At 68.7% G+C, this 23708-nt stretch carries 24 protein-coding genes and 1 pseudogene; 19 read left to right on the top strand and 6 right to left on the bottom strand.

Features of this window, described 5'->3' with window-relative positions; translation table 11 throughout:
- Positions 1–28: 28 nt before the first annotated feature.
- The 3 genes and pseudogenes from zwf to ACYVHG_RS00270 form a co-directional block, all read right to left on the bottom strand.
- The gene (gene zwf / locus ACYVHG_RS00260) at positions 29–1576 is read right to left on the bottom strand and encodes a glucose-6-phosphate dehydrogenase (RefSeq protein WP_461165428.1); all 1548 of its coding nucleotides are present in this window, start codon (positions 1574–1576) and stop codon (positions 29–31) included.
- Positions 1577–1787: 211 nt separating this feature from the next.
- Positions 1788–2165, bottom strand: a pseudogene (locus tag ACYVHG_RS00265) (M23 family metallopeptidase); the annotation flags it as partial.
- Between the two features lie 92 nt (positions 2166–2257).
- A complete protein-coding gene (locus ACYVHG_RS00270) occupies positions 2258–3319 on the bottom strand; it encodes a M48 family metallopeptidase (protein WP_461165429.1) in 1062 nt (353 codons plus the stop codon).
- A gap of 189 nt (positions 3320–3508) precedes the next feature.
- Here ACYVHG_RS00270 and ACYVHG_RS00275 point away from each other — a divergent pair, with 189 nt between their 5' ends.
- The gene (locus tag ACYVHG_RS00275; RefSeq protein WP_461165430.1) at positions 3509–4870 is read left to right on the top strand and encodes a dicarboxylate/amino acid:cation symporter; all 1362 of its coding nucleotides are present in this window, start codon (positions 3509–3511) and stop codon (positions 4868–4870) included.
- Here ACYVHG_RS00275 and ACYVHG_RS00280 read toward each other — a convergent pair.
- Positions 4860–6476: a carboxylesterase/lipase family protein gene (locus ACYVHG_RS00280; RefSeq protein ID WP_461165431.1), complete on the bottom strand. Its 1617-nt coding sequence runs from the start codon at positions 6474–6476 to the stop codon at positions 4860–4862. The two genes, ACYVHG_RS00275 and ACYVHG_RS00280, sit on opposite strands and share 11 nt — an antisense overlap.
- A 91-nt stretch (positions 6477–6567) precedes the next feature.
- Here ACYVHG_RS00280 and ACYVHG_RS00285 point away from each other — a divergent pair, with 91 nt between their 5' ends.
- From ACYVHG_RS00285 to ACYVHG_RS00330, 10 genes are all read left to right on the top strand, one after another.
- Positions 6568–7164, top strand: coding sequence for a TetR/AcrR family transcriptional regulator (locus ACYVHG_RS00285; protein WP_461165432.1), 597 nt, complete (start codon positions 6568–6570; stop codon positions 7162–7164).
- A gap of 93 nt (positions 7165–7257) precedes the next feature.
- Positions 7258–8796: an alanine/glycine:cation symporter family protein gene (locus ACYVHG_RS00290; protein WP_461165433.1), complete on the top strand. Its 1539-nt coding sequence runs from the start codon at positions 7258–7260 to the stop codon at positions 8794–8796.
- A gap of 266 nt (positions 8797–9062) precedes the next feature.
- Positions 9063–9917 carry a 30S ribosomal protein S2 gene (rpsB, locus tag ACYVHG_RS00295; RefSeq protein ID WP_461165434.1) on the top strand — a complete coding sequence of 285 codons (855 nt, stop codon included), beginning with the start codon at positions 9063–9065 and terminating at the stop codon, positions 9915–9917.
- A 46-nt stretch (positions 9918–9963) separates the two neighbouring features.
- The gene (gene tsf, locus ACYVHG_RS00300) at positions 9964–10788 is read left to right on the top strand and encodes a translation elongation factor Ts (protein ID WP_461165435.1); all 825 of its coding nucleotides are present in this window, start codon (positions 9964–9966) and stop codon (positions 10786–10788) included.
- Between the two features lie 185 nt (positions 10789–10973).
- Positions 10974–11363 (top strand): VOC family protein, encoded by a 390-nt coding sequence (locus ACYVHG_RS00305; RefSeq protein WP_461165436.1) that lies wholly within the window; start codon positions 10974–10976, stop codon positions 11361–11363.
- A complete protein-coding gene (locus ACYVHG_RS00310; RefSeq protein WP_461165437.1) occupies positions 11360–12127 on the top strand; it encodes a helix-turn-helix domain-containing protein in 768 nt (255 codons plus the stop codon). The genes ACYVHG_RS00305 and ACYVHG_RS00310 overlap by 4 nt, the downstream gene beginning before the upstream one ends.
- Positions 12114–13061, top strand: a complete 948-nt coding sequence (locus ACYVHG_RS00315) for an SGNH/GDSL hydrolase family protein (RefSeq protein WP_461165438.1) — start codon at positions 12114–12116, stop codon at positions 13059–13061. Before ACYVHG_RS00310 ends, ACYVHG_RS00315 begins: the two co-directional genes overlap by 14 nt.
- Position 13062: 1 nt before the next feature.
- Complete coding sequence (gene pyrH / locus ACYVHG_RS00320; RefSeq protein ID WP_461165439.1) at positions 13063–13836, top strand: UMP kinase; 774 nt, start codon at positions 13063–13065, stop codon at positions 13834–13836.
- Between the two features lie 43 nt (positions 13837–13879).
- A complete protein-coding gene (gene frr / locus ACYVHG_RS00325; protein ID WP_461165833.1) occupies positions 13880–14437 on the top strand; it encodes a ribosome recycling factor in 558 nt (185 codons plus the stop codon).
- Between the two features lie 2 nt (positions 14438–14439).
- Entirely contained in the window at positions 14440–15336 is an 897-nt protein-coding gene (locus ACYVHG_RS00330; RefSeq protein WP_461165440.1) for a phosphatidate cytidylyltransferase, read from the top strand.
- A gap of 53 nt (positions 15337–15389) precedes the next feature.
- On the opposite strand, the gene ACYVHG_RS00335 is transcribed toward ACYVHG_RS00330, so the two are convergent.
- Positions 15390–15755, bottom strand: coding sequence for a LapA family protein (locus ACYVHG_RS00335; protein WP_461165441.1), 366 nt, complete (start codon positions 15753–15755; stop codon positions 15390–15392).
- A 102-nt stretch (positions 15756–15857) separates the two neighbouring features.
- Here ACYVHG_RS00335 and rlmN point away from each other — a divergent pair, with 102 nt between their 5' ends.
- Positions 15858–16970 carry a dual-specificity RNA methyltransferase RlmN gene (rlmN, locus tag ACYVHG_RS00340; protein ID WP_461165442.1) on the top strand — a complete coding sequence of 371 codons (1113 nt, stop codon included), beginning with the start codon at positions 15858–15860 and terminating at the stop codon, positions 16968–16970.
- 1 nt (position 16971) lies between these two features.
- Here the strand turns inward: rlmN and ACYVHG_RS00345 are convergent, their stop codons facing one another.
- Positions 16972–17235, bottom strand: coding sequence for a DUF2631 domain-containing protein (locus ACYVHG_RS00345; RefSeq protein ID WP_461165443.1), 264 nt, complete (start codon positions 17233–17235; stop codon positions 16972–16974).
- A 168-nt stretch (positions 17236–17403) separates the two neighbouring features.
- Between ACYVHG_RS00345 and ACYVHG_RS00350 the strand changes: the two genes are divergently transcribed.
- Genes ACYVHG_RS00350 through ACYVHG_RS00380 form a run of 7 tightly spaced genes read left to right on the top strand, consistent with a single transcriptional unit; the run spans position 17404 to position 23707 of the window.
- Entirely contained in the window at positions 17404–17886 is a 483-nt protein-coding gene (locus ACYVHG_RS00350; RefSeq protein WP_461165444.1) for a DUF952 domain-containing protein, read from the top strand.
- Positions 17887–17922: 36 nt separating this feature from the next.
- On the top strand, positions 17923–18735 hold the full coding sequence (ppk2, locus tag ACYVHG_RS00355) for a polyphosphate kinase 2 (RefSeq protein ID WP_461165445.1): 813 nt from the start codon (positions 17923–17925) through the stop codon (positions 18733–18735).
- Between the two features lie 21 nt (positions 18736–18756).
- A complete protein-coding gene (gene dxr, locus ACYVHG_RS00360) occupies positions 18757–19905 on the top strand; it encodes a 1-deoxy-D-xylulose-5-phosphate reductoisomerase (protein WP_461165446.1) in 1149 nt (382 codons plus the stop codon).
- A gap of 22 nt (positions 19906–19927) precedes the next feature.
- Positions 19928–21172, top strand: a complete 1245-nt coding sequence (locus ACYVHG_RS00365; RefSeq protein WP_461165447.1) for a M50 family metallopeptidase — start codon at positions 19928–19930, stop codon at positions 21170–21172.
- A gap of 16 nt (positions 21173–21188) precedes the next feature.
- Positions 21189–22337 (top strand): flavodoxin-dependent (E)-4-hydroxy-3-methylbut-2-enyl-diphosphate synthase, encoded by a 1149-nt coding sequence (ispG, locus tag ACYVHG_RS00370; protein WP_461165448.1) that lies wholly within the window; start codon positions 21189–21191, stop codon positions 22335–22337.
- Positions 22338–22391: 54 nt separating this feature from the next.
- Positions 22392–23225, top strand: coding sequence for a GNAT family N-acetyltransferase (locus ACYVHG_RS00375; RefSeq protein ID WP_461165449.1), 834 nt, complete (start codon positions 22392–22394; stop codon positions 23223–23225).
- Between the two features lie 5 nt (positions 23226–23230).
- Positions 23231–23707 carry a DUF456 domain-containing protein gene (locus tag ACYVHG_RS00380; protein ID WP_461165450.1) on the top strand — a complete coding sequence of 159 codons (477 nt, stop codon included), beginning with the start codon at positions 23231–23233 and terminating at the stop codon, positions 23705–23707.
- Position 23708 lies beyond the last annotated feature (1 nt).

Consider the following 23708-nt stretch of genomic DNA (forward strand, 5'->3'; position numbering starts at 1 on the left):
CGGCCGGCCGACGATGACGGCCGAACCGTCAGTCCTGCCAGCTCCGCTCGAACGGCAGCCGCCATGCATTGGGCGCGATGAGCTGGTGGATCGAGTTCGGACCCCAGGAGCCCGGCTGGTACAGCTTCACCGGCGGCGGATCGTCGAGTAGCGGGATCGACCGCTCCCAGAGCGATTCGATGCCCTCGGCGGTGGTGAACAGGGTGTGGTCACCGTGCATCGCGTCCAGGATCAGCCGCTCGTAGGCCTCCAGGGCATCCTTGGCGCGATCGGTGTCCTCGGTGGAGAACTGCATCGCCAGCTTCTCCAGCCGCATGCCCGGGCCCGGACGCTTGCCGTAGAACGACAACGACACCTTGGACTCGTCCGCGAGTTCGAAAGTCAGGTGGTCCGGTCCCTGCTGACCGATTCCCGAGCCGGCCGGGAACATCGATTTCGGCGCCTCCTTGAAGGCGATCGAGATGATCCGCATGCCCTGTGCCATCCGCTTGCCGGTGCGCAGGTAGAACGGCACGCCCGCCCAGCGCCAGTTGTCGATCCGGGCCTTGAGCGCGATGAACGTCTCGGTATCGGACTCCGGATCGACGCCCTTCTCCTGCCGGTAGCCCATGTACTGCCCGCGCACCACATCGTCGGGGCGGATCGGTTCCAGCGACCGGAAGACCTTGTTCTTCTCCTCGGAGATCGCCCGCGGCTCCAGCGCCGTGGGCGGTTCCATCGCCACGAACGCCATCACCTGGAACAGGTGGGTGACCACCATGTCCTTGTAGGCGCCGGTCGGCTCGTAGAACGCGGCCCGAGCATCCAGCCCGAGTGACTCCGGCACGTCGATCTGCACGTGATCGATGAAGTTGCGGTTCCAGATCGGCTCGAACAGGCCGTTGGCGAATCGGAACGCCAGGATGTTCTGCGCCGCCTCCTTGCCCAGGAAGTGGTCGATCCGGAAGATCTGCTTCTCCTCGAAGGTCTTGTGCACCTCCGCATTCAGCGCGAGCGCCGACTCCAGATCCTCACCGAAGGGCTTCTCCATGATCACCCGCGAGCCCTCGGTCAGGCCGGCCCGGGACACGGTCTCGATCACCGAACCCGCGGCCTTCGGCGGAACGCTGAGGTAGATCAGGCGGCGCACCCGGCGGCCCTCGCCCGCACCGAGTTCGGCCTCCTTCTTGGCGACCGCCTTCGCCAGCGCCTCGGGACCGGCCGAGATGTTCACGTACGACAGGTCCGGGGCGAACTCCTGCCACTGCGCATCGGTCAGCTTGCGGGCCCCCACCTCCGCGATCGAGGTGCGTGCGAACTCGCGGAACTGCTCGTCGGTCATCTCGTCCAGGCTGGTGCCGATGACGCGCATATCCGGCCCCAGTCCGGAGACCGCCAGATAACCCAGGCCGCACAGGAGTTTGCGGCGCGACAGATCGCCCGTCGCGCCGAACAGCACCACCACCGTGGGATCGTGCTCGGGGCGTTTGCGCCGCTGCCGCGGTGAGGCACTCGGGTAGGCGATGGTCTGCGCCTCCTCGAGGCGTTCGGCCTTCGCGCTCGCCGCGTTCGACTCCGGCTCGTTCTCGTCCGTCACCGGACCATCGTCGCATCCGGCGACGGCGCTCGCCCAGCTTCGGTCCCGCGACGCCGGCGCCGGGCAGTGCGGATCCGGAATCGGGCAGCAGGCGGACGGGCGCCGCACCCACCAGAAGCAGCGGATCGAAGTACTGCGCCGCGCGACCGGCGCCGCGGCGCAGACCCCAGTGCAGACAAGCCGCCGCCGGGCACCCCTCGTGTCCCGCGGCCACCCGGCCGAGCGCGGTCCCGAGCGCGACCTCGTCGCCCTCGCGGACCGCGGGATCGTCGATCGGCTCGTAGGTGGTGAGCAGTCCGTTGGGGTGCAGGACCGACACCACCACGCGGTCGTCGACCCGGCCGACGTGATTGACCCGCCCGGCTCCGGCCGCGAACACCGCCTGACCGGGTGCCGCGATCAGATCGGCACCGCGGTGACCGGGTTGCCACCGCTTCTCCGGGTTCGCGAACGCCCTTCCCACGTCCGGGCGGGGGTGCAACGGCCAGCCGTAATCGGCCGCCGCCCGCGCGGCGGGTAGGGCATAGGCCGGCAGTGCAGCGCAGATCAGGGCCAGAGCGGCCACGAGCGCGAGAGTGGCGGTACGCATACCGACGACGATGCCGCACCGCACCGTCGGAAACAGGGCCCCAGTGGCGCGCCTGTGGAGAGAAACGCGTCATCCACAGGGGCCCTGCGGGGTCAGTCGTCGTGACGGCGGGACGAATTGCGCCGCCACTGGTCGATCTTGCGGCTCACCCCGGTCGCCACGTCGGTGACACCTTGACCGACGGTGTTGACCGCCGTGGAACCGAAGTCACGCAGCGAAGCGATCAGCGGATCGGCGGAGGCGTCGAACCCCTCCTTGTAGTCGCGGGCCGCGTTCTTGAACTCGTCCGCGGGATTCGTCTCGGCGTCGTCGGCACGCTGCGGGTACTCACCGCCGACGATCCGGCCGTACTCACCGCGTTCGACCCAACGATCGAGGTCGGCGGCGCGCAGCACCGAGAACGGGTGCGATTGCAGTTCCAGATTCAGCAGCTTGAGCACGCCGTCACGCAGGTCACCGGTGCGCTCGTACTCGGCAGCCTGAGCCAGGAATCGCTGGGAGTCCATCTCGGCCAGACGGGTTCCGCCGGCCGTCTTCATGTGCACCCGCAGGGCCACATCGGGATCCTGCACGCACAGCAGACCTGCGCGATCGCCGGACAGCTCGGACTTTCGCTGCCACTCCATCAGCGCTGCGACGATCGCGCGCAGCGCCCAGCCGCCGATCGGCACCCAGCCGAAACTGCCCGCCAACCGCAACAGGTGCATGAGCATCGTCCGGTACACCGCGTGCCCGGACAGCGCGTGCCCCAACTCGTGACCGAGCACGAAGCGCTGCTCCGATTCATCGAGCAGATCCAGCAGTCCGGTGCTGACCACGATGAACGGACGGTCCATCCCGATGGTCATGGCGTTGACGGACGCATCCTGCATCACGAACAGTTCCGGGGTCGACGGTGCGTCCAGCACCCGCACGCAGTCGGTGAGCATCGCGTGGAGCTGCGGAAACTGCCGGTCGTCCACCCGCACCCCGGACGCCAGGAACAGCAGGCGGTGTTGACGCTCGCGCAGTAACGCCGAGATCGCCTTCAGGACGGTGTCGAAACCCCGGAGGTTGCGCAGCGCCACCAGCGCGGCCCGATCGGCGGGATGTTCCCAGGCGCGGCTACTGATACCGGGAAAGGCACGCGGGCTGGCAGTCACCGATCCGGTCATACGGCCCACGCTACCGGCGGACGGGCGGCTGTGCCGCCCGGCGTAACATCACCTGCGTGCAGTGCCTCCTCACGAGTCGGCGGTTCGTCGACCAGGTCCAGACGGCCAGCGCGCTCTGTCGCCGCTGACCGTCCCTCACCGCACCCGTATCCGCCCGCATCCGGGCCTCGAAACCCTAAGGACACGACTATGTCCTCTGCCGCCACCCCTGCGCAGAAGTCCACCCGAATCCCTCCGCTGCTGACCGGCTTCGGCTTTCAGATCGTGCTCGGCCTGATCGCCGGCGTGGTCCTGGGCCTCCTGGCGCGGAACATGGCCCCCGCCGCCGACGGCAACGTCAACTGGCTGGTCGGGACGCTCAAGACGATCGGTTCCAGCTACGTCAAACTGCTCACCGTGGCCGTCGTGCCGCTCATCGTGACCGCGGTGATCGCGTCGATAGCGAACCTGCGCAACGTCACCCACGCCGCCCGGCTCGCCGGTAAGACTCTGCTGTGGTTCGCGATCACCGCGTTCATCGCGGTGATCGTCGGCATCATCCTCGGCCTGGTGCTCCAGCCCGGCGCGCACACCACCGTCACCGGGGACGGCAAGGCGCCGTCGAGCACCGGATCCTGGTGGGCCTTCCTGACCGGTCTGGTCCCGGCGAACTTCCTGGGCCTGCAGGCGAAGTCCTCCGACGGTTCGGTCTCGCTGAGTTTCAACGTGTTGCAGGTGCTGGTGATCGCCGCGGCGATCGGCATCGCGGCCCTGAAGGTGGGGGAGAAGGCGGCGCCGTTCATCGCCTTCAACGCCTCACTGCTGGCGGTGATCCAGAAGGTCCTGTGGTGGATCATCCGGCTCGCGCCGATCGGTACCGCCGCGCTGATCGGCACGGCGGTCGCGACCTACGGCTGGGACGCGATCGGCTCACTCGGGGTCTTCACCGGGGCGATCTACATCGGCCTGGCCGTCGTCGGGTTCGTGGTGTACCCGCTGATCATCAAGCTGCACGGCCTGTCGATCAAGCAGTTCTACAGCGGTGTCTGGCCGGCCGCGCAACTGGGATTCGTCTCCCGTAGCTCGATCGGCACCCTGCCGGTCACCGAGCGGGTCACCGAGCGGAACCTGGGAGTCCCGCGGGAGTACGCCTCGTTCGCCGTGCCGCTGGGTGCGACCACCAAGATGGACGGCTGCGCCGCGATCTACCCCGCGATCGCGGCCATCTTCGTGGCCCAGTTCTTCCACCTCCCGCTCGGGATCACCGATTACCTGCTGATCGTGGTCGTCTCGGTCGTCGGTTCGGCCGCCACCGCCGGTACCACCGGCGCGACGGTGATGCTGACGCTGACCCTGTCGACGCTGGGCCTGCCGCTGGCGGGAGTGGGGCTCCTGCTCGCCGTCGAGCCGATCGTCGACATGGGTCGCACCGCGCTCAACGTCACCGGCCAGGCGCTGGTCCCGACGATCGTGGCCAAGCAGGAGGGCATTCTCGACGAGGACGCCTACAACGCGCCGCGCACCGATGTCTACGCCGACGAATCGGCCGAGCCCGCACCGGTCACCGCTTGAACCTCGCGCCGACGGCCCCGCTCGGGTGAGGCGTCGGTCGGGCCGGCGCGAACGGTGCGGGCGGACGGCCGTGCCACAGCCGGCGCGAGTTCTCCCGCGGATACGGCGCCGTCGTCGACGGAGCGTCCAGGATCCGGGTGCTCAGGTCGTTCGGTTCGAAGCGGCGCCAGCCAGGGTCGCCGGTGCGGCAGAACCGCGCCCACGCGCGCAGTAGTTCGCGGGACAGGTCGCGGAGTTCCTCCGGCGGGTTCGTCCCGAAGAACATCACACCGGTCGGGCTGCTCAGAGTTCCGAAGACGAGCGGGACGTCGATGCTGTGGCAGGCGCCATACACCTCGGTGGACCACTGCATCTCGAACAGGTACGACGTGCCACCGGAGTCGGCGTTCGCCTCTGCTAGAAGCACCGACGGCATGCGGAAGGTGGCATCGGAGTAGGCGATCTCCACCGTCTCCTCCGCTGTCGCATCCGGATACGCCGCGCGGAACTCGGCGGGGTCCCCCGGCGCGAAGACCTCCACCGCCGTCGCCGCGTCCTCGTCGGTGAACGTGCCGCGCACGCCCATCATCACGCTGAACAGCCGGAACTCGTCTCGCATGTACCCGGCGAGCAGGTCGACGCCCGCGGCGCGGCCCGATACCAGCGCTTCCCACGGGGTCTCACGCAGGAGATCGCCGTCGATCACGGGACACACCACGATCCCCAGGTGAGCCATCCGTCCCCATCGCTGCAGGTACGTGGGAGCGTCGACGCACAGCGCGGTGACCTCGTCGGCGAGGCGCTGGGGAGCGACCTGCGCGAACCCGGCCGCGGTGGGTGCGACGCCGAGACGGTCGGCGAGGGCGGCGGTGACCTCCTCCGCCAGCGCCGGCGTGATGTGCAGCCCCGGAACGGAATGGGTGATGGCCCGGCGGAACAGTGGACGCGCCCGCGGGATCGTCAGCAGTGCGGCGACCGATCCCGCGCCCCCCGATGTACCCGAGATGGTGACCGAGTCGGGGTCGCCGCCGAACGCGGCGATGTTCCGCTGGATCCATTCGAGCGCGGCGATCTGGTCGAGCAGGCCCCGGTTCGGGGGAGCACCGTCGAGCTGAGCGAAACCCTCGGCTCCCATACGGCATTGGACACTGACGACCACGAGGCCTTCGGTCGCGAGCGCGGTGGGATCGAACATCGGGTCGGCCGCGGTTCCCGCCATGTAGCCGCCGCAGCAGATCCACACCAGCACGGGGAGCAGGGATCCGCCGGGACCCGGCGGTGCGCATGTGCCGGGGCCCGGCGGTGCGCATGTGCCGGGACCCGGCGGTGCGCATGTGCCGGGGCCCGGCGGTGTGGAACGACCTGTATCGGGTGTGCACACGTTCACAGTGAGCCAATTCGGATCGTCCGACACCTCCGCCCGCGTCGGGCCGGACTGGGGAGGCGGGGGACCGAACTCGGTCGCGGACCTGATCCCGTCCCACGGCGGGACCGGCGCGGGCGCGGCGAAGCGCAACTCGCCGACCGGCGGCCGAGCGTAGGGGATGCCGCAGAAGGTCATCGTGCCGCGCACGCGTGTGCCCTCGACGATGCCCTCCGCTGTCCGGACTGTCGGTCGTTCCTGCATATCGGCCCCCTTCGCTCCTGCGGGTACCACTACGACGTTATCAGTCACGTGTATTATTTCAACTGTATTGGAACGATTGAGAGGGGCCGGTGTGCCGAAGCAGGTGGACCACCGCGAGCGTCGGGAGGCGATCGCCCGCGCGTTGTGGCGGGTGGTCGATGCGTCCGGGGTGCAACGCCTGAGTGTGCGCGAGGTGGCGAAGGAGGCGGGAATGTCGCACGGCCAGCTGCAGCACTACTTCGCCTCTCGGCAGGACATGCTCGGCTTCGCCATGGATTTCGCCGCCGAACAGACCGCGGACCGTATTGCGCGGGGTCTGGCGGACCTCGGCCCCGATCCGCATCCGCGCGACGTCCTTCGGCTGACGTTGATCGAGATGCTGCCGCTGCGCCCGGACTCGCGGGCGACGAGCCGGATGAACGCCGCCTACGTCCTGGAGGCGTTGCACGACGACACCGTCCGCACCCGCACCCGGGACGGAATGCGGCACGGGCGCGCGCAGGTCGAGGCACTCATCCGCCGGGCGATCGCCGACGGGCACCTCGCAGCCGGCCGTGCACCGTCGACCGAGACGGACCGGGTGCTGGCACTGACCGGTCTGACGCCCCTGATCGAACTGGAGGTGATCACACCCGACGCCGCCCTCGCGGCGATCGACCGACACCTCGACGACCTGTTCACGGGCTGATACCCGCCGGTTGTTTGCATCCGGATTACCTGTAGGTAACAGAAGGTCGCCGATACCGTCCCGATACAGGATCGCGGCCTTATGGTTGCTCCCATGTCGGAGCTGCTGGAGACGCTGAACGAGTACGTGTGGAGTAAGGGCCTGATCTTCCTGTGCCTGGGTGTCGGGGTGTTCTTCAGCCTCCGCTCGCGATTGGTGCAGGTGCGTCAGATCCCTGCGATGGTGGGGCAACTGGTCCACGGTGAGAAGTCCGCATCGGGGGTGAGTTCGTTCCAGGCGCTGGCGATGTCACTGGCCGGGCGGGTCGGTACCGGCAACATCGCCGGCGTCGCCACGGCGATCGCCTTCGGCGGCCCCGGTGCGGTGCTGTGGATGTGGCTGGTGGCCTTCTTCGGCGCCTCCACCTCGTTCGTGGAGTGCACCCTGGGACAGATCTACAAGGAACGCGACCGGCTCACCGGCGAGTACCGCGGTGGTCCCGCCTACTACTTCCGGCGGGCCTTCGCGCACACCCGGTACGCGACGATCGGCAAGGTCTACGGCTTCGTCTTCGCCGCGGTCACCGTGGTCGCATGTGGACTGCTGATGCCGATGGTGCAGGCCAACTCGATGGCCGCTGCGATGGAGAGTGCCTGGGGGGTCGAGCCGTGGATCGCGGCGGTCGCCGTCGTGATCGTTCTGGCCTTCGTGATCATCGGTGGAGTCAAGCGGATCGCGCTGTTCGCAGCCTTCGTGGTGCCGTTCATGGCCGCGCTGTACATCCTCGCCGCGATCGTGATCATGGTGGTCAACGCCTCCGCGGTCCCCGAGGTGTTCTCGCTGATCTTCTCCTCGGCGTTCGGCCTCGAGGCGGGGGTGGGCGCTGCGGTGGGCCTGGCGATCGAATGGGGTGTCAAGCGCGGCATCTACTCCAACGAGGCCGGGCAGGGCACCGGGCCGCACGCCGCCGCGGCCGCTGAGGTCAGCCACCCCGCGAAGCAGGGACTCGCGCAGGCCTTCGCCGTCTACGTGGACACCCTGTTCGTGTGCTCGGCCACTGCCTTCCTGATCCTGAGCACCGGCGCGTACAAGGTGTTCGAGGGCGCTACGAACTCCACCCGGGTGCTGGCCGACGGTGGCGCACTCACCGGGAACCCGGAGGTCGGCCCGGCGTACGCGCAGCAGGGCTTCGACACCGTGTTCAGCGGCGCCGGAGCGAGTTTCATCGCGATCTCGCTCGCCTTCTTCTGCTTCACCACGATCGTGGCCTACTACTACATGGCTGAGACCAACCTGCGCTTCCTGCTCGGCCGCACCGCCACGGTGGCGATCCCGGTGCTCAAGTCGGCGGTGGGCAGCACCATGACGATGGGCCTGCAGATCCTGATCCTGGTCTCGGTGACGATCGGCTCGGTGGCGCAGGCGAAGGACGCTTGGGCGATGGGTGACCTCGGGGTGGGTCTGATGGCCTGGCTGAACATCATCGGCATCCTGTTCCTGCAGAACGCCGCGTTCAAGGCGCTGCGCGACTACGAGCAGCAGAAGAAGATGGGGATCGATCCGCAGTTCGATCCGCTGCCGCTGGGGATCTCCGGTGCCACCTTCTGGGAGAAGCGCACGGCCGATCGCCTGTCCGCGTCCGTCGACGCGTAACCGACCCGGCACCGTCGACCTGCGGGATCCGCGCGATTTCGCAGGTCGGCGAGTGCGGCGTACACTGAATCTGCGCTCCGTCCATATGGCGGAGTGACTTCGCGTGTTCCCCAGGCGCCGTTCGCGGCGTGTCGTGCAGCGCGGTCTCCCTCTCGCAGGGAGTGCAGCACGACGGAATACCAGGACACCGCGCACGGCTTCGACCCGCTGACCAGCGGATTCGGGGCTGTCGCGGCGTGAGAAACTGCAACTGAGAAAGAGGCATCATGGCTGTCGTCACCATGAAGCAGCTGCTGGACAGCGGCGCGCACTTCGGTCATCAGACCCGTCGGTGGAACCCGAAGATGAAGCGTTTCATCTTCACCGACCGCAACGGCATCTACATCATCGATCTGCAGCAGACGCTGACCTACATCGATAAGGCCTACGAGTTCGTCAAGGAGACCGTCGCCCACGGTGGCACCGTCCTCTTCGTCGGTACCAAGAAGCAGGCCCAGGAGTCCATCGCCGAAGAGGCGACCCGCGTCGGCATGCCCTACGTGAACCAGCGCTGGCTGGGCGGCATGCTCACCAACTTCCAGACGGTCCACAAGCGTCTTCAGCGCATGAAGGAGCTGGAGACCATGGAGCAGACCGGTGGCTTCGAGGGGCGCACCAAGAAGGAAATCCTCATGCTCACGCGTGAGAAGAACAAGCTCGAGCGCACCCTCGGCGGCATCCGGGACATGGCCAAGGTTCCCTCGGCCATCTGGGTCGTCGACACCAACAAGGAGCACATCGCCGTCGGCGAGGCACGCAAGCTGGGTATCCCGGTGATCGCGATCCTCGACACCAACTGCGATCCCGACCTCGTCGACTACCCGATCCCGGGTAACGACGACGCCATTCGCTCCGCTGCTCTGCTCACGAAGGTCGTGGCCTCGGCCGTGGCCGAGGGCGTGCAGGCCCGTGCGGGCGTCGCCACCGGCGATGCCAAGCCCGAGGCCGGCGCCGGCGAGCCGCTCGCCGAGTGGGAGCAGGAGCTGCTGGAGTCCGCCACCGTCGCCACCGCGACCGAGGGTGCTGCTGCCCAGGCCGCCGCGACCGAGGCTCCGGCAACCGAGACCCCGGCCGCCGAATAACAGCGTCCGGTCGCACGACCTTCCCTTCTACACAAGGAGCCGCACCATGGCGAACTACACCGCCGCTGACGTCAAGCGTCTCCGCGACCTCACCGGGTCGGGGATGATGGACTGCAAGAACGCGCTCACCGAGACCGACGGCGATTTCGACAAGGCCGTTGAGGTGCTGCGCATCAAGGGCGCGAAGGACGTCGGCAAGCGTGCCGGTCGTTCCACCGCCGAGGGCCTCGTGGCCGCCAAGGACGGCGTGCTGGTCGAGCTCAACTCCGAGACCGACTTCGTGGCCAAGAACGCGGAGTTCCAGGAGCTGGCCGATGCGATCGTCGCCGCGGCTGCTGCGTCCGACGCCGCCACCGTCGAGGCCGTCGAGGCGCTGACCATCGACGGTGAGACCGTCGGTGCCCGGATCGAGGCCGCTTCGGCCAAGCTCGGTGAGAAGCTGGTGCTGCGCCGCATCGCCCGGTACGACGGCCCCGTCGCCGTCTACCTGCACAAGCGCAGCTCGGACCTGCCCCCCGCCGTGGGTGTGCTGGTCTCGTACAGCGGTGACGGCGACGACGCTGCCGAGGCCGCCCGCGGTGCCGGCATGCAGGTGGCCGCCCTCAAGGCGAAGTACGCCAGCCGGGACGAGGTTCCGGCCGACGTGATCGAGAACGAGCGTCGCATCGCCGAGGAGACCGCGCGTGCCGAGGGCAAGCCGGAGCAGGCGCTGCCGAAGATCATCGAGGGCAAGACCGTGGCCTACTACAAGGACACCGTTCTTCCCGACCAGGCTTCGGTGACCGACAACAAGAAGTCGGTCCAGCAGGTGCTGGACGAGTCCGGTGTGAAGGTCCTCGCCTTCACCCGCTTCGAGGTCGGCCAGGAGTAGATCCTCCGTCTCTGCACGAGGCCCGCACCGATCCGTCGGTGCGGGCCTCGTCGTCTCTCGCCCTGCAATTGAACACTGTTACGGTCCGTCGCCACCTGCGGTTATGCCGGCAGTAACAGTGTTCAATTGCAGGGGGTGCGGAAACGTTCAAGCCGGGGTGGGGGCGGCGGTGTCAGGGTGGGGGCATGAAACGCACAGACATCAACATCTGGCCCGGAATCACCTACGACGACGCGCTCGCTGCCCGAGAGTGGCTGCGGCGGATCGGTTTCGAGGAGGGGATCCTCGTCGAGGGCGACGGTGACGGTGAAGTCGTCCACTCCGAGATGCTGTGGCCCGACGGGGGCCGGGTCATGGTCCACTCCGCCTGCAAGCGGGACAAGACCTTCTCCGTTCCGGCCGGCAGCGGCAGCGTCTACGTGGTCGTCACCGACCCGGATGCGGTGTACGCCCGCGCCACGGACCTCGGCGCCCGCCTGGTGCGGGACATGGCCGAGGAGGACTATGGATCACGAGGATTCTCCATCGCCGATCCGGAGGGCAACACGTGGAGTTTCGGTACCTACGCGGGGTGACGGCCCCGGGCATCGCCCGGGCTACCTCCTACGAGATCACCGGCGTCGTCCCGGGGACCCATCTCGCCGTCCCGTCTCCGACGCTCACGATGATCATCGACCTCGGGCACGGCCTGGACCTGACCGGGCCGGGACTGCCGAACCGAACGACCTTCGGTCTCTGCCTCTCCGGAATGCACTCCGCGCCCTACCTGGTCCACCACGACGGGCTGCAGCGCGGCGTCCAGGTGGACGTGCGACCGAGCCTGGTCCGGGCCCTGACCGGCGCGCCCGCGGCGGAGCTCGGGGGAGAAGCCGTCGAACTCGGCGACCTGCACCCGGACCTCGCCGACGAACTGTGCGGCCGCGTCGTCGCGGCACCCGTCGACGACCGCGAGACCGTCGCCGCTGTCCTCTCGGTCCTGGCTCGGTACTCGACGACGGGCGGCGAAGTGCAGGCCGACGCCGCTGCGGCGTGGTCCTACCTCGCCGCCCGCAAGGGCCGGGTCACCGTCGCCGAGCTGGTCGAACGATCCGGCTGGTCGGCCAGGTACCTGGCGATGAAGTTCACCGCCGAATTCGGCATGGGGATCAAGCAGGCCGCTCGCCTGATGCGCTTCGACGCCGCCCGTCGCGACCTCGACGCAGGCCACCGAGCAGCAGAGGTCGCCGCCCGCCGCGGCTACGCCGACCAGGCGCACCTGAGCCGCGAGGTGCGGAGCTTCCTGGGAATGGCGCCGTCGGCCTACCTCAGGCGTCGGAGCCGGGAGTTTGAGCCTGTGTAGTGTCGCCGGGGTGTCCTGGATCCGGCGGTCGACCGCCATCGTCGTGGTGCTGTGCCTGGTGCTCGCCGCCGGCGCCTCCACGACCATCGGCGGCGGCAGCCGTTACGTGCACCACCAGAGCAACGCCGTCAACTACATCCCCGACCTCCCCGGCGGAGCGCAGTACGTCTCGATGGGTGACAGTTACGCGGCATCCGGATCGCGCAGCAAGGTCCAGGCGATGGACCTGTGCGCCCGCAACGGCGACGATCTGGGCCACGTCCTCGCGCAACGCCTACAGCCCTACTCGTTCACCGACCGGGCCTGCTCGGGCGCGACCCTCGACGACCTCACCCAGCCGTCCCCGAAGCCGAACACCTCACCGCAGTTGTACGGCGTCGGCCCGTACACCCGGCTGGTGACGATCGTGATCGGTGCGAACTCACTGGGCTTCGGCAACATCGTGGTCAACTGCTTCGGCGACCCGGACGCCTCCTGCCGATCGTCGGCCACCCAGGACCTGCCCGGCTCGCAGGGCTGGAACTTCGTGCGCGCCCAGTACGCGGCCACCGTGGACGCGATCAAACGGGCCGCCGCCCCCGACGTGCGGATCGTGCTGATCGGCTATCTACCCCTGTTCCCGCTCGACGGTCCGCTCGACGCGGCCTGCCTGAACCGGGCCGGCGTCCCGCAGGAGAACGTGCTGCACTGGCGCACGTGGTACCGCAGCGTCGACCGGCTGATCCGAGAGGTCGCCGCCGACCGCAACGTGATGTACGTCCAGCCCCCGATGGACCGCACCGCGTGCGAGCCGAACCCCTACGTCCGGCTCGGCGGGATCAAGCTCACCAAGCAGGAGCCCGACGCCAACGGACTGCACCCGACGGTGGCAGGTCAGCGGGCGCTGGGCAACCTGATCGTGGACCGACTCCGAGGATCGGCGCGGCCCGCCTAAGATGGTCGTCGTGACGGACACCGCCCAGGGACAACAGACGGATCAGGACGCCGCGGCCGATCAGGCCCGGCAAGGCTACAAGCGGGTGCTGCTCAAGTTGGGCGGCGAGATGTTCGGCGGCGGCGAAGTGGGGCTCGACCCGGACGTCGTGAGCACCGTGGCGCAGCAGATCGCCGAGGTGGCACGCAGCGGTCACGAGGTGGCGGTGGTGATCGGCGGCGGCAACTTCTTCCGCGGCGCCGAGCTGCAGAACCGCGGTATGGACCGCTCCCGCTCGGATTACATGGGCATGCTCGGAACCGTGATGAACTGCCTGGCGCTGCAGGACTTCCTGCAGAAGGAGGGCGTCGACACCCGCGTGCAGACCGCCATCACCATGGGCCAGGTCGCCGAACCCTACCTGCCGCTGCGCGCCCGGCGGCACCTGGAGAAGGGCCGCGTCGTGATCTTCGGCGCCGGTATGGGCATGCCCTACTTCTCCACCGACACCACCGCCGCGCAGCGGGCCCTGGAGATCGGTGCCGAGGTGGTGCTCATGGCCAAGGCCGTCGACGGTGTCTACGACAGCGACCCCCGCAGTAACCCCGACGCGGTGCTCTTCGAGGAGATCACTCACCGCGAGGCCCTCGAACGCGATCTCAAGGTGGCCGACGCGACCGCGTTCAGCCTGTGCATGGACAACCGGATGCCGATGCTGGTGTTCAATCTCCTGGAGGAGGGCAACATCGCCCGTGCAGTCGCAGGGCACAAGATCGGCACCCTCGTCCGGCCGTGAACCGGCACCGGACCGCAACTTCGTAAGCAAAGGACGTGTGGAATTGATCGACGAAACGCTCTTCGACGCCGAGGAGAAGATGGAGAAGGCCGTCTCGGTGGCCCGGGAGGACTTCCAGTCGATCCGCACCGGTCGCGCCAACCCGGCGATGTTCTCCAAGGTGGTCGTCGACTACTACGGCTCACCCACCCCGATCACCCAGATCAGCTCGATCACCACGCCGGAGGCCCGGCTCGTGGTGATCAAGCCCTACGAGGCGAATCAGCTCGGCAACATCGAGACCGCGATCCGCAATTCGGACCTCGGGGTCAACCCCACCAACGACGGCCAGCTGATCCGGGTCGGTATCCCGCAGCTCACCGAGGAGCGGCGTAAGGACCTGGTCAAGCAGGTCAAGGGCAAGGGGGAGGACGCCAAGGTCTCCATCCGCAACGTCCGGCGCAAGGCCAACGATCAGCTGGCCAAGATCGGCAAGGACGGCGACGCCGGCGAAGACGAGGTGACCCGCGCCGAGAAGGAACTCGACAAGACGACGTCGAAGTACGTCGCCCAGATCGAGGACCTGGTGGCGCGCAAGGAAGCCGATCTGATGGAGGTCTAGCCGTGCCGGATTCCCCCGAATCGGTGGGCTCCGGGGGCCTTCCCGAGGCACCGTCGGCCCCGGAGAAGCGCAAGATCAGCGCCGGGCGCAACCTGCCCGCCGCGATCGCCGTGGGCGTGAGCCTGGGCCTGATGATCGTCGCGATCCTGGTCTTCGCGCCGCTGCTGTGGGTGCCGCTGGTGGCGGCCGCGGTGGCGGTGGCCACCTGGGAGGTGGTCAAGCGGTTCCGCGCCGCCGGCACCGACCTGGAACTGTGGCCGATGCTGATCGGCGGCCAGGCGATCGTCTGGCTGAGCTGGCCGCTGGGACCGGAAGGGGTGCTCGCGGCCTTCGTCGCGACGGTACTGGTCGCCATGATCTGGCGGCTGCTGGGACACCAGCACACCGCCGCCCCGAACTCGTTCACTCGCGACATCTCCACCACGGTCCTGGTGCTGGCCTGGGTGCCGCTGTTCGCCTCGTTCGGCACCATGCTGGTGGTCGCCGAGGACCGTGGCCCGGCCCGGGTGGCCGCACTGATGATCCTGGTGGTGTGCTCGGACACCGGTGGTTACGCCGCGGGCGTGCTGTTCGGCAAGCACCCGATGGTCCCCGCGATCAGCCCGAAGAAGTCCTGGGAGGGTTTCGCCGGTTCGATGGTGGCGGGGGCCGTCGCCGCGGTGCTGGTGCTGAAGTTCCTGCTCGAGGTCAATCCGGTGTGGGGACTGCTGCTGGGCCCGGTGGTGGTGATCACCGCGACGCTCGGCGACCTGCTCGAATCGCAGGTCAAGCGGGATCTGGGAATCAAGGACATGGGCACCCTGCTGCCCGGGCACGGCGGTCTGATGGATCGCCTGGACTCACTGCTGCCCAGTGCCGTGGTGGTGTGGGCGGCGCTCACCATGCTGATGCACGCCTGAGGGCCGCACGGGCACCTATCCCGGATCCGGGCGGTGCCCGGCGGCCGCATCGGCTAGGAGCGCAGCTTCTTCGCGGCGCGCCGCAGTTGCAGGATCCGCATGGCGCCGGCCAGCCCCACGGTGAGTGCACCGAGGATCGCCGCGATCAGCAGCGAGACGCCCAGCGGCAGGTTCGCCTCCCAGAACAACAGGGTGATCTGCGTGTTCTGCTGGTTCTGCACGATGAACGCGAGCAGCACCAGTAGCACCACGGCACCCGCCACCAGGCTGAACCAGAGCGATCCCGAGCGGGTGTGCCGGACCTGCTCGTAGGCGTCGCGCTCGTAGGCCTCGCGGTCGTTGTCGGGGGCCGGGACACGACTGCGGGTCGCGTCCGGAACCGCGATCTCTGCAGGAACGCTGTCTTCATCCTTTGCCATGGCGCACATCCTGCCACCTCGGAGCGGCCGCCACGCGCCGACACGTCCATTGTGATCGCACTGTTCAGCGGGGGTGATCCGGCGTGGGATGATGGAGACGATATGAGCACCTCTCTGCCCCTCGTCTTCGATGCCCCCAAGCGCGGAAAGCCCCCGCGCCACCTCGCCGACCTCACCGACCCCGAGCTCAAGGCGGCGGTGCAGGACCTCGGCCTGCCCGCGTTCCGTGCGAACCAGCTGGCCCGGCACTACTACGGCCGGCTCGAGGCCGACGCCGACACCATGACCGACCTCCCCAGCAGCGCCCGCGGCCCGGTCGGAGAGGCACTGCTGCCCGAACTGATGTCGCCGGTGCGGCACATCGCCACCGACAGTGGCACCACCCGCAAGACGCTGTGGCGGCTGCACGACGGCACCCTGCTCGAATCGGTGTTGATGCGCTACACCGACCGGGCCACGCTGTGCATCTCCAGCCAGGCCGGATGCGGAATGGCGTGCCCGTTCTGCGCCACTGGCCAGGGCGGACTCGACCGCAACCTGTCCACCGCTGAGATCGTCGACCAGGTGCGCAGCGCCGCGGCCGCCATGCGCGACGGTGACGTGGCCGGCGGACCGGGACGGCTGTCGAACGTCGTGTTCATGGGCATGGGGGAGCCGCTGGCGAACTACAAGCGGGTGGTGCAGGCGGTACGGCGGATCACCGCACCCGCGCCCGAGGGCCTGGGAATCTCGCAGCGGCACGTGACCGTCAGCACCGTCGGGCTGGCGCCTGCGATCCGCAGGCTCGCCGACGAGGGCCTGTCGGTGACGCTCGCGGTCTCCCTGCACACCCCGGACGACGAACTGCGCGACACCCTGGTGCCGGTGAACAACCGCTGGAGCGTTGCGGAAGTGCTCGACGCGGCCCGCTACTACGCCGACCGGACCGGTCGGCGCGTCTCGATCGAGTACGCGCTGATCCGCGATGTGAACGATCAGCCGTGGCGCGCCGACATGTTGGGGGACAAGCTCCGCACCAAACTCGGACAGTTCGCGCACGTCAACCTGATCCCGCTGAACCCGACACCGGGCAGTGAATGGGACGCCTCACCCAAGGACCGGCAGGACGAGTTCGTGCGCCGGGTGATAGCGCAGGGCGTCTCGTGCACCGTGCGCGACACCCGCGGGCAGGAGATCGCGGCGGCCTGCGGTCAGCTGGCCGCCGAGGAGAAGTAGCTCAGTTCTTCCACTTCTTGCGGCGGGTGGTCAGCCACTGGGTCACGATGATGCCCAGGATCGCCGCCGCGAAGCCCACGAGGAACAGGTCCTCGGTCTTGCCCTGGTGGTTGCCGATGGTCATCAGCAGAAGCAGTGCCGAGAACAGCACGCCTGCGATCCGGGCGGCGTTCGGGGCGGTTCCGCTCCAGCCCCAGTCCCGTGAGGGCACGTCGGCGATATCGACCCTCGAAGTGCTCTGACGCTCCAGGTCGGTGGTTGCCACTGCGTTCTCCATTCATCGCTTCGACAGCTCGGCGCCGGGCATCGGCCCGGCGAACGGGACAATCCTATCCCGCTACGACTGCTCGTCGTACGAGGGGCGGACCAACCCGCCGGCCCCCGCCCACCACGCGCTGCGAGCACCGAGCTGTGACGGCGGTAATCTGCGCCGGTGATCTTCCACCTGGCGCTGCTCCCCGACTGGGAGGCGGCACGCGCGGCCGGCGAGTACACCGTCTCCACCCGCGGCGCGAGTCTCGCCGACGTCGGGTTCGTGCACTGCAGCACCGCGGCGCAGTGGCGGGGCGTCCGCGAACGGTTCTACGCCGATGTCGGGGCCGACGCGCTGGTCCTGCTGACCATCGACCCGACGGGCCTGGACGTACGGTACGAGCCGCCCGTCCCGAGCAGCGCCCGCCGGACCGACGGCGCCAACGGGTTCGGCGGGGCCGCCGGCGCTAACGGGTTCGGCGGGGCCGCCGGCGCTAACGGGTTCGGCGGGGCCGCCGGCGCTAACGGGTTCGGCGGGGACGCCGGCGCGCCGGTGCAGCAGCCGGCGTCGGAGCTGTTTCCGCACGTCTACGGTCCGATCCCGACCGATTCCGTGGTCACAGTAGAACCGCTCGACCAGGTGCGGCCTTCGTTGCCCGACTGAGTTCCCCGGGGGATCGAGGGTGGGTACGGTACAGCGATGACCAAGCGCACCAAGCCCAAGAAGCTCGACAAGGCGGCATACGAGGAACAACTCCTGCGCCTACAGACCCAGCTGGTGGACATGCAGCAGTGGGTCAAGACCACCGGTGCGCGGGTGGTGGTCGTCTTCGAGGGCCGCGACGCCGCCGGTAAGGGCTCGGCGATCAAGCGGGTCACCCAGTACCTCAACCCCCGCATCTGCCGCGTGGTCGCGCTGCCCGCGCCCACCGAGCGCCAGAAGACCCAGTGGTACTTCCAGCGTTTCGTCGAGCACCTGCCCGCCGCCGGCGAGATCGTGCTGTTCGACCGCTCCTGGTACAACCGCGCCGGAGTGGAGCGGGTGATGGGATTCTGCACCGACGAGGAGTACGAACGCTTCCTGCGGCAGGTACCGGGATTCGAGCAGATGCTCGTCGAGGACGGGATCATCCTGCTCAAGTACTGGTTCTCCGTCTCCGACGTCGAGCAGGAGGCGCGGTTCCGCTCCCGCGCCGCCGATCCGATGCGGCACTGGAAGCTCTCCCCGATGGACCTGGAATCGATCACCCGGTGGGAGGACTACTCGCGCGCCAAGGACGAGATGTTCGCCCGCACCGACACCGAGATCGCGCCCTGGTACACCGTCGAGAGCGAGGACAAGAAGCGCTCGCGGATCAACATGATCTCGCACCTGCTCGACTCCGTGCCGTACGTCAAAATGGCACCACCGACGGTGCCGATCCCGGAGCGACCGGCACCCGAGGGCTACACCCGGCCGCCGCGCGAGGCGAACCGGTACGTCCCGGACGTCGCCGCAGAGCTGGAGAAGTGACCGGCTCGATAAGGTGACGGGGTGAGAACCCGTGTCCTGATCCTCGGCAGCACCGGCTCCATCGGCACCCAGGCGCTGGAGGTGATCTCCGAGAACCCGGACCGGTTCGAGGTGGTCGGTCTCGGCGCGGGCGGCGGCAACATCGACCTGCTCGCCCGGCAGGCCCACCAGTGCGGGCTCAGTGGCACCGCGATCGGTGTCGCGGATCCGGCCCGCGCCGGTGCCGGCGTTCCCGACGGTGCCCTCACCGGCCCCGAGGCGATGACCCGTCTGGTCGAGACGATCGACGCGGACGTGGTGCTCAACGGAGTCGTCGGCAGTCTGGGCCTGAGTCCCACCCTCGCGGCCCTCGACAGCGGTGCCCGGCTGGCGCTGGCCAACAAGGAGTCTCTGGTGGCCGGCGGGACGCTGGTACTCGCCCGAGCCGCGCAGGGCCAGATCGTGCCGGTGGACTCCGAGCACTCGGCGATCGCGCAGTGCCTGCGGGGCGGCGCCCCCCGCGAGGTGGAGCGGCTGGTGCTCACCGCCTCCGGCGGCCCCTTCTTCGGCCGCTCCCGCGCCGAGCTCACCGCGGTCACCCCCGCCCAGGCCGCGCAGCACCCGACCTGGTCGATGGGGCGGATGATCACCCTGAACTCGGCCACCCTGGTGAACAAGGCACTCGAGGTGATCGAGGCCCACCTGCTGTTCGGAGTGCCCTACGACCGCATCGACGTCACCGTGCACCGGCAGTCGGTGGTGCATTCGATGGTCACCTTCACCGACGGCGCGACCATTGCGAAGGCCTCACCGCCGTCGATGAAGCTGCCCATCGCACTGGCCCTGGGCTGGCCGGCCCGGGTGCCCGGAGCATCGTCGGCCTGCGACTTCACCCAGGCGCACACCTGGACCTTCGCCCCGGTCGACGACGAGACCTTCCCCGCGATCGCCGTCGCCCGGGACGCCGGCACCCGCGGCGGCAGTCTCACCGCGGTGTTCAACGCCGCCAACGAGGTGGCGGCGCAGGCCTTCCTGGACGGGCGCACATCCTTCCTGTCCATCGTCGACACCGTCGCGCAGGTGGTCTCCGACGGCACGCAGTGGCAGGCGCAGCCGCGGGAGATCGCCGACGTACTGGCCGCCGAACAGTGGGCCCGATCACGCGCATCGCAGCTGGTGGGGATGGCCTGACGCGCCCGGTACCCTGGACCTCGTGATGTACGCCCTCGGTATCGCAGCGTTCGCGCTGTGCATCCTGTTCTCGATCGCCTGGCACGAGTGCGGGCACATGTGGGCGGCCCAGGCCACCGGGATGAAGGTGCGCCGGTACTTCATCGGCTTCGGTCCCACCCTGTGGTCGAAGCGCGGTCGGCGCGCCGCCGACGGTTCCGACGGGATCGAGTACGGCGTCAAGGCGCTGCCGCTCGGCGGCTTCTGCGATATCGCCGGGATGACCCTGCTGGACGAGCTGAGAACGCCCGCCGAACAGCACCAGGCGATGTACAAGCAGGCCGCCTGGAAACGACTGTTCGTGCTGTTCGCCGGGCCGGGCATGAACTTCGTCCTCGGTGCGCTGCTGATCTACGGTGTGGCCGTGACCGCCGGACTGCCGGCCGTCGACACCCCCGCCCAGGCGGCTGTGTCGAGCACCGGCTGCGTGGCGCAATCGACCACCAAACCCACCGAGCAGACCCCGGCGAAGCCGATCGGTGAGTGCCTGCCCAGTCCCGCTGCCAAGGCCGGGCTGCAGCGCGGTGACGTCATCGCCTCGGTCAACGGGACCGCCGTGGACGCCGACACCGTCGTCGACGCTCTGCAGCGCACCTCCGGGCCGATCACCCTGGGCATCGTCCGGGCCGGGCAGCAGCGAGAGGTCACCGTCGATCCGGTGACCGCCACCAAGTGGCGCCCCACCCCGGACGGCAAGGACCTCACCGAGGTCACCGGCCCGACCATCGGCATCGGCGTGGGCACCATCGGCGTGGTCGACCAGTACAACCCGATCACCGCGATCGGTGGGACCGTCGCGTTCACCGCCGACCTCGGGCAGAAGACCATCGTCGCGATCGGACGACTGCCGCAGAAGGTGCCCGACCTGATCGACGCGATCAAGGGCGAGAAGCGCGGCCTGGACACCCCGCAGTCGCTGGTCGGAGCGTCGATGATCGGCGGCGAGGTCGCCGAGCGCGACATGTGGAGCGTGTTCTTCCTGCTGCTCGCGGGCCTGAACCTGATGCTCGGCCTGATCAACCTCCTGCCGGTCCCGCCGTTCGACGGTGGCCACATGGCGGTGGTGATCTTCGAGAAGATCCGCGATCTGGTCACCGGCCGTAAGGGCGGCCCCGTCGACTACATGAAACTCGCCCCGCTCACCTACATCGTGCTCGCGCTCGCCGGCGGGTACATGTTGCTGGTTCTCACAGCAGACATCGTCAATCCCATCAAGCTGTTCAACTGAATTGGAGAAGCAGCGAATGTCCGTAGGTTTGGGAATGCCGGCAGCCCCGGCCCCCACATTGGCTCCGCGCCGTAAGACCCGCCAGCTGAACGTGGGCGGGGTGGGCGTGGGCAGCGAGCACCCCATCTCGGTGCAGTCGATGTGCACCACCAAGACCCATGACGTCAACGCCACCCTGCAGCAGATCGCCGAGCTCACCGCCTCGGGCTGCGACATCGTGCGCGTGGCCTGCCCGCGTCAGGAAGACGCGGACGCGCTGCCGATGATCGCCAAGAAGGCGAACATCCCGGTGATCGCCGACATTCACTTCCAGCCCAAGTACATCTTCGCGGCCATCGACGCCGGCTGTGCCGCGGTGCGGGTCAACCCCGGCAACATCAAGGAGTTCGACGGCCGGGTCAAGGAGGTCGCCAAGGCCGCCGGCGACGCAGGCATCCCGTTGCGGATCGGCGTCAACGCCGGCTCGCTGGACAAGCGGATCATGCAGAAGTACGGCAAGGCCACCCCCGAGGCGCTGGTCGAGTCCGCACTGTGGGAGGCCTCCCTGTTCGAGGAGCACGGTTTCGGCGACATCAAGATCTCGGTCAAGCACAACGACCCGGTGGTCATGGTGGAGGCCTACCGCCAACTCGCGGCGCAGTGCGATTACCCGCTGCACCTCGGCGTCACCGAGGCCGGCCCGGCGTTCCAGGGCACGATCAAGAGCTCCGTCGCCTTCGGCGCACTGCTGGCCGAGGGCATCGGCGACACTATCCGGGTCTCGCTGTCGGCGCCGCCGGCCGAGGAGATCAAGGTCGGCGATGCGATCCTGCAATCGCTGAACCTGCGCCCGCGCAAGCTGGAGATCGTCTCGTGCCCGTCCTGCGGCCGTGCCCAGGTCGACGTCTACCGGCTGGCCAACGAGGTGACCGCGGGACTCGAAGGTATGGAGGTCCCGCTGCGGGTCGCGGTCATGGGCTGCGTCGTGAACGGACCCGGTGAGGCCCGCGAGGCCGACCTCGGAGTGGCCTCCGGCAACGGCAAGGGCCAGATCTTCGTCAAGGGCGAGGTGATCAAGACCGTGCCCGAGTCCAAGATCGTGGAGACGTTGATCGAGGAAGCCCTGCGGATCGCGGAGGAGTCGGGGGATAGTGAGACCGGGACCCCGGTTGTCACCGTGTCCTAGGAGATGACTCGCCACTGGTAGGTCCGCGGAGCGGACCGCGTCAAGGAGGTGCCGGTGCTCAAGATGCTGCACGACCGGCCTGTCCCGGCCCGGGACCTGCCGAAAGTGCTGGCCGCCCTCGACATCGACCCGGTGGCGGCGTGCATGGTGGCCGGACGTGTGCAGGAGTGCGGCACCGAACCACGTTCGCTGGGCGGCGAACTGTGGACCCACCGGGACGTGTCGACGTCGCTGTGCTTCTCCGGCGCCAACCTCATGCCGCTGTGCGGCGGTGACGACGACATGCGGTACTTCGCCGGCCGCGCCGCGCGCAGCGCCCGGATCGCAGCCTCGGTGGTGGGGCGCTCGGAACTGGTGCTACCGCTGTGGGAGGAACTGCAGCAGTGGTGGGGTCCGGCCCGCGAGGTCCGTCCGCAGCAACCCTTGATGACGATGACCGAGCCGCCCGCGCACCCGCATCCGGGAGTGCGCCCGGCCCGCATGTCCGACCTCGACCCGTACGTGGAAGCCTCGATCGCCATGTTCACCGCCGAGGTGGGCGTCGACCCGTGCGGCGCCGACGGTGGCCGCGCCTACCGCAAACGGGTGGCCAACGCGATCGTCGGAGGCCGCGCGTACGTGTTGTTCGACGGTGCCGAGGTCGCCTTCAAAGCGGAGGTCGGGGCCCTCTCCCGCACCGTCGGACAGATCCAGGGGGTGTGGGTGCGGCCCGATCTGCGTGGACGCGGGCTCGGCGGTGCGGGGACGGCCGCCGTCGCCGCGGCGGTGCTGCGCACCGGACGCATCCCGAGCCTGTACGTCAACAGCTTCAACCTCGCCGCGCGGAGGGCCTACCAGCGGGTGGGCTTTCGGCAAGTGGCGACCTTCGCCACGGTTCTGCTTTCCTAGATCCCGTGAACACGTGGGGGTACATCGCGGTCGTCGCCTTGATGGTGATCGGCCTGCTGGGCATCGTGGTGCCGGTGCTGCCGGGCAGTTCGCTGGTCGCGTCGGGTCTGCTGATCTGGGCGGCCTTCACCGGCGGCAGCGCCTGGTGGGTCTTCGCCGCCGGACTGGCGGCGATGGTGGCGGCGTGGGTGGTGAAGTACGTCATCGGAGGCCGCACCATGTCCCGGGCCGGTGTGGGGAAGTGGTCCTTGATCGCCGGTGGCGTCGCCGGGATCGTGCTGTTCTTCGTGATCCCGGTGATAGGCCTGGTGATCGGCTTCATCGGCGGCACCTTCGCGGCCGAGTCCGTCCGGCTGCGGGACGCCCGGGCGGGCTGGACCGGCGCGGTCGCGGCCACCAGGGCCGCGGGCCTGCTGATCCTGATCGAACTCGCCGGGGCACTGTGCGCCGTCGGGATCTGGCTGGTGGCGGTGCTGGGGTGAG

This window comes from Tsukamurella serpentis, from assembly GCF_054780975.1.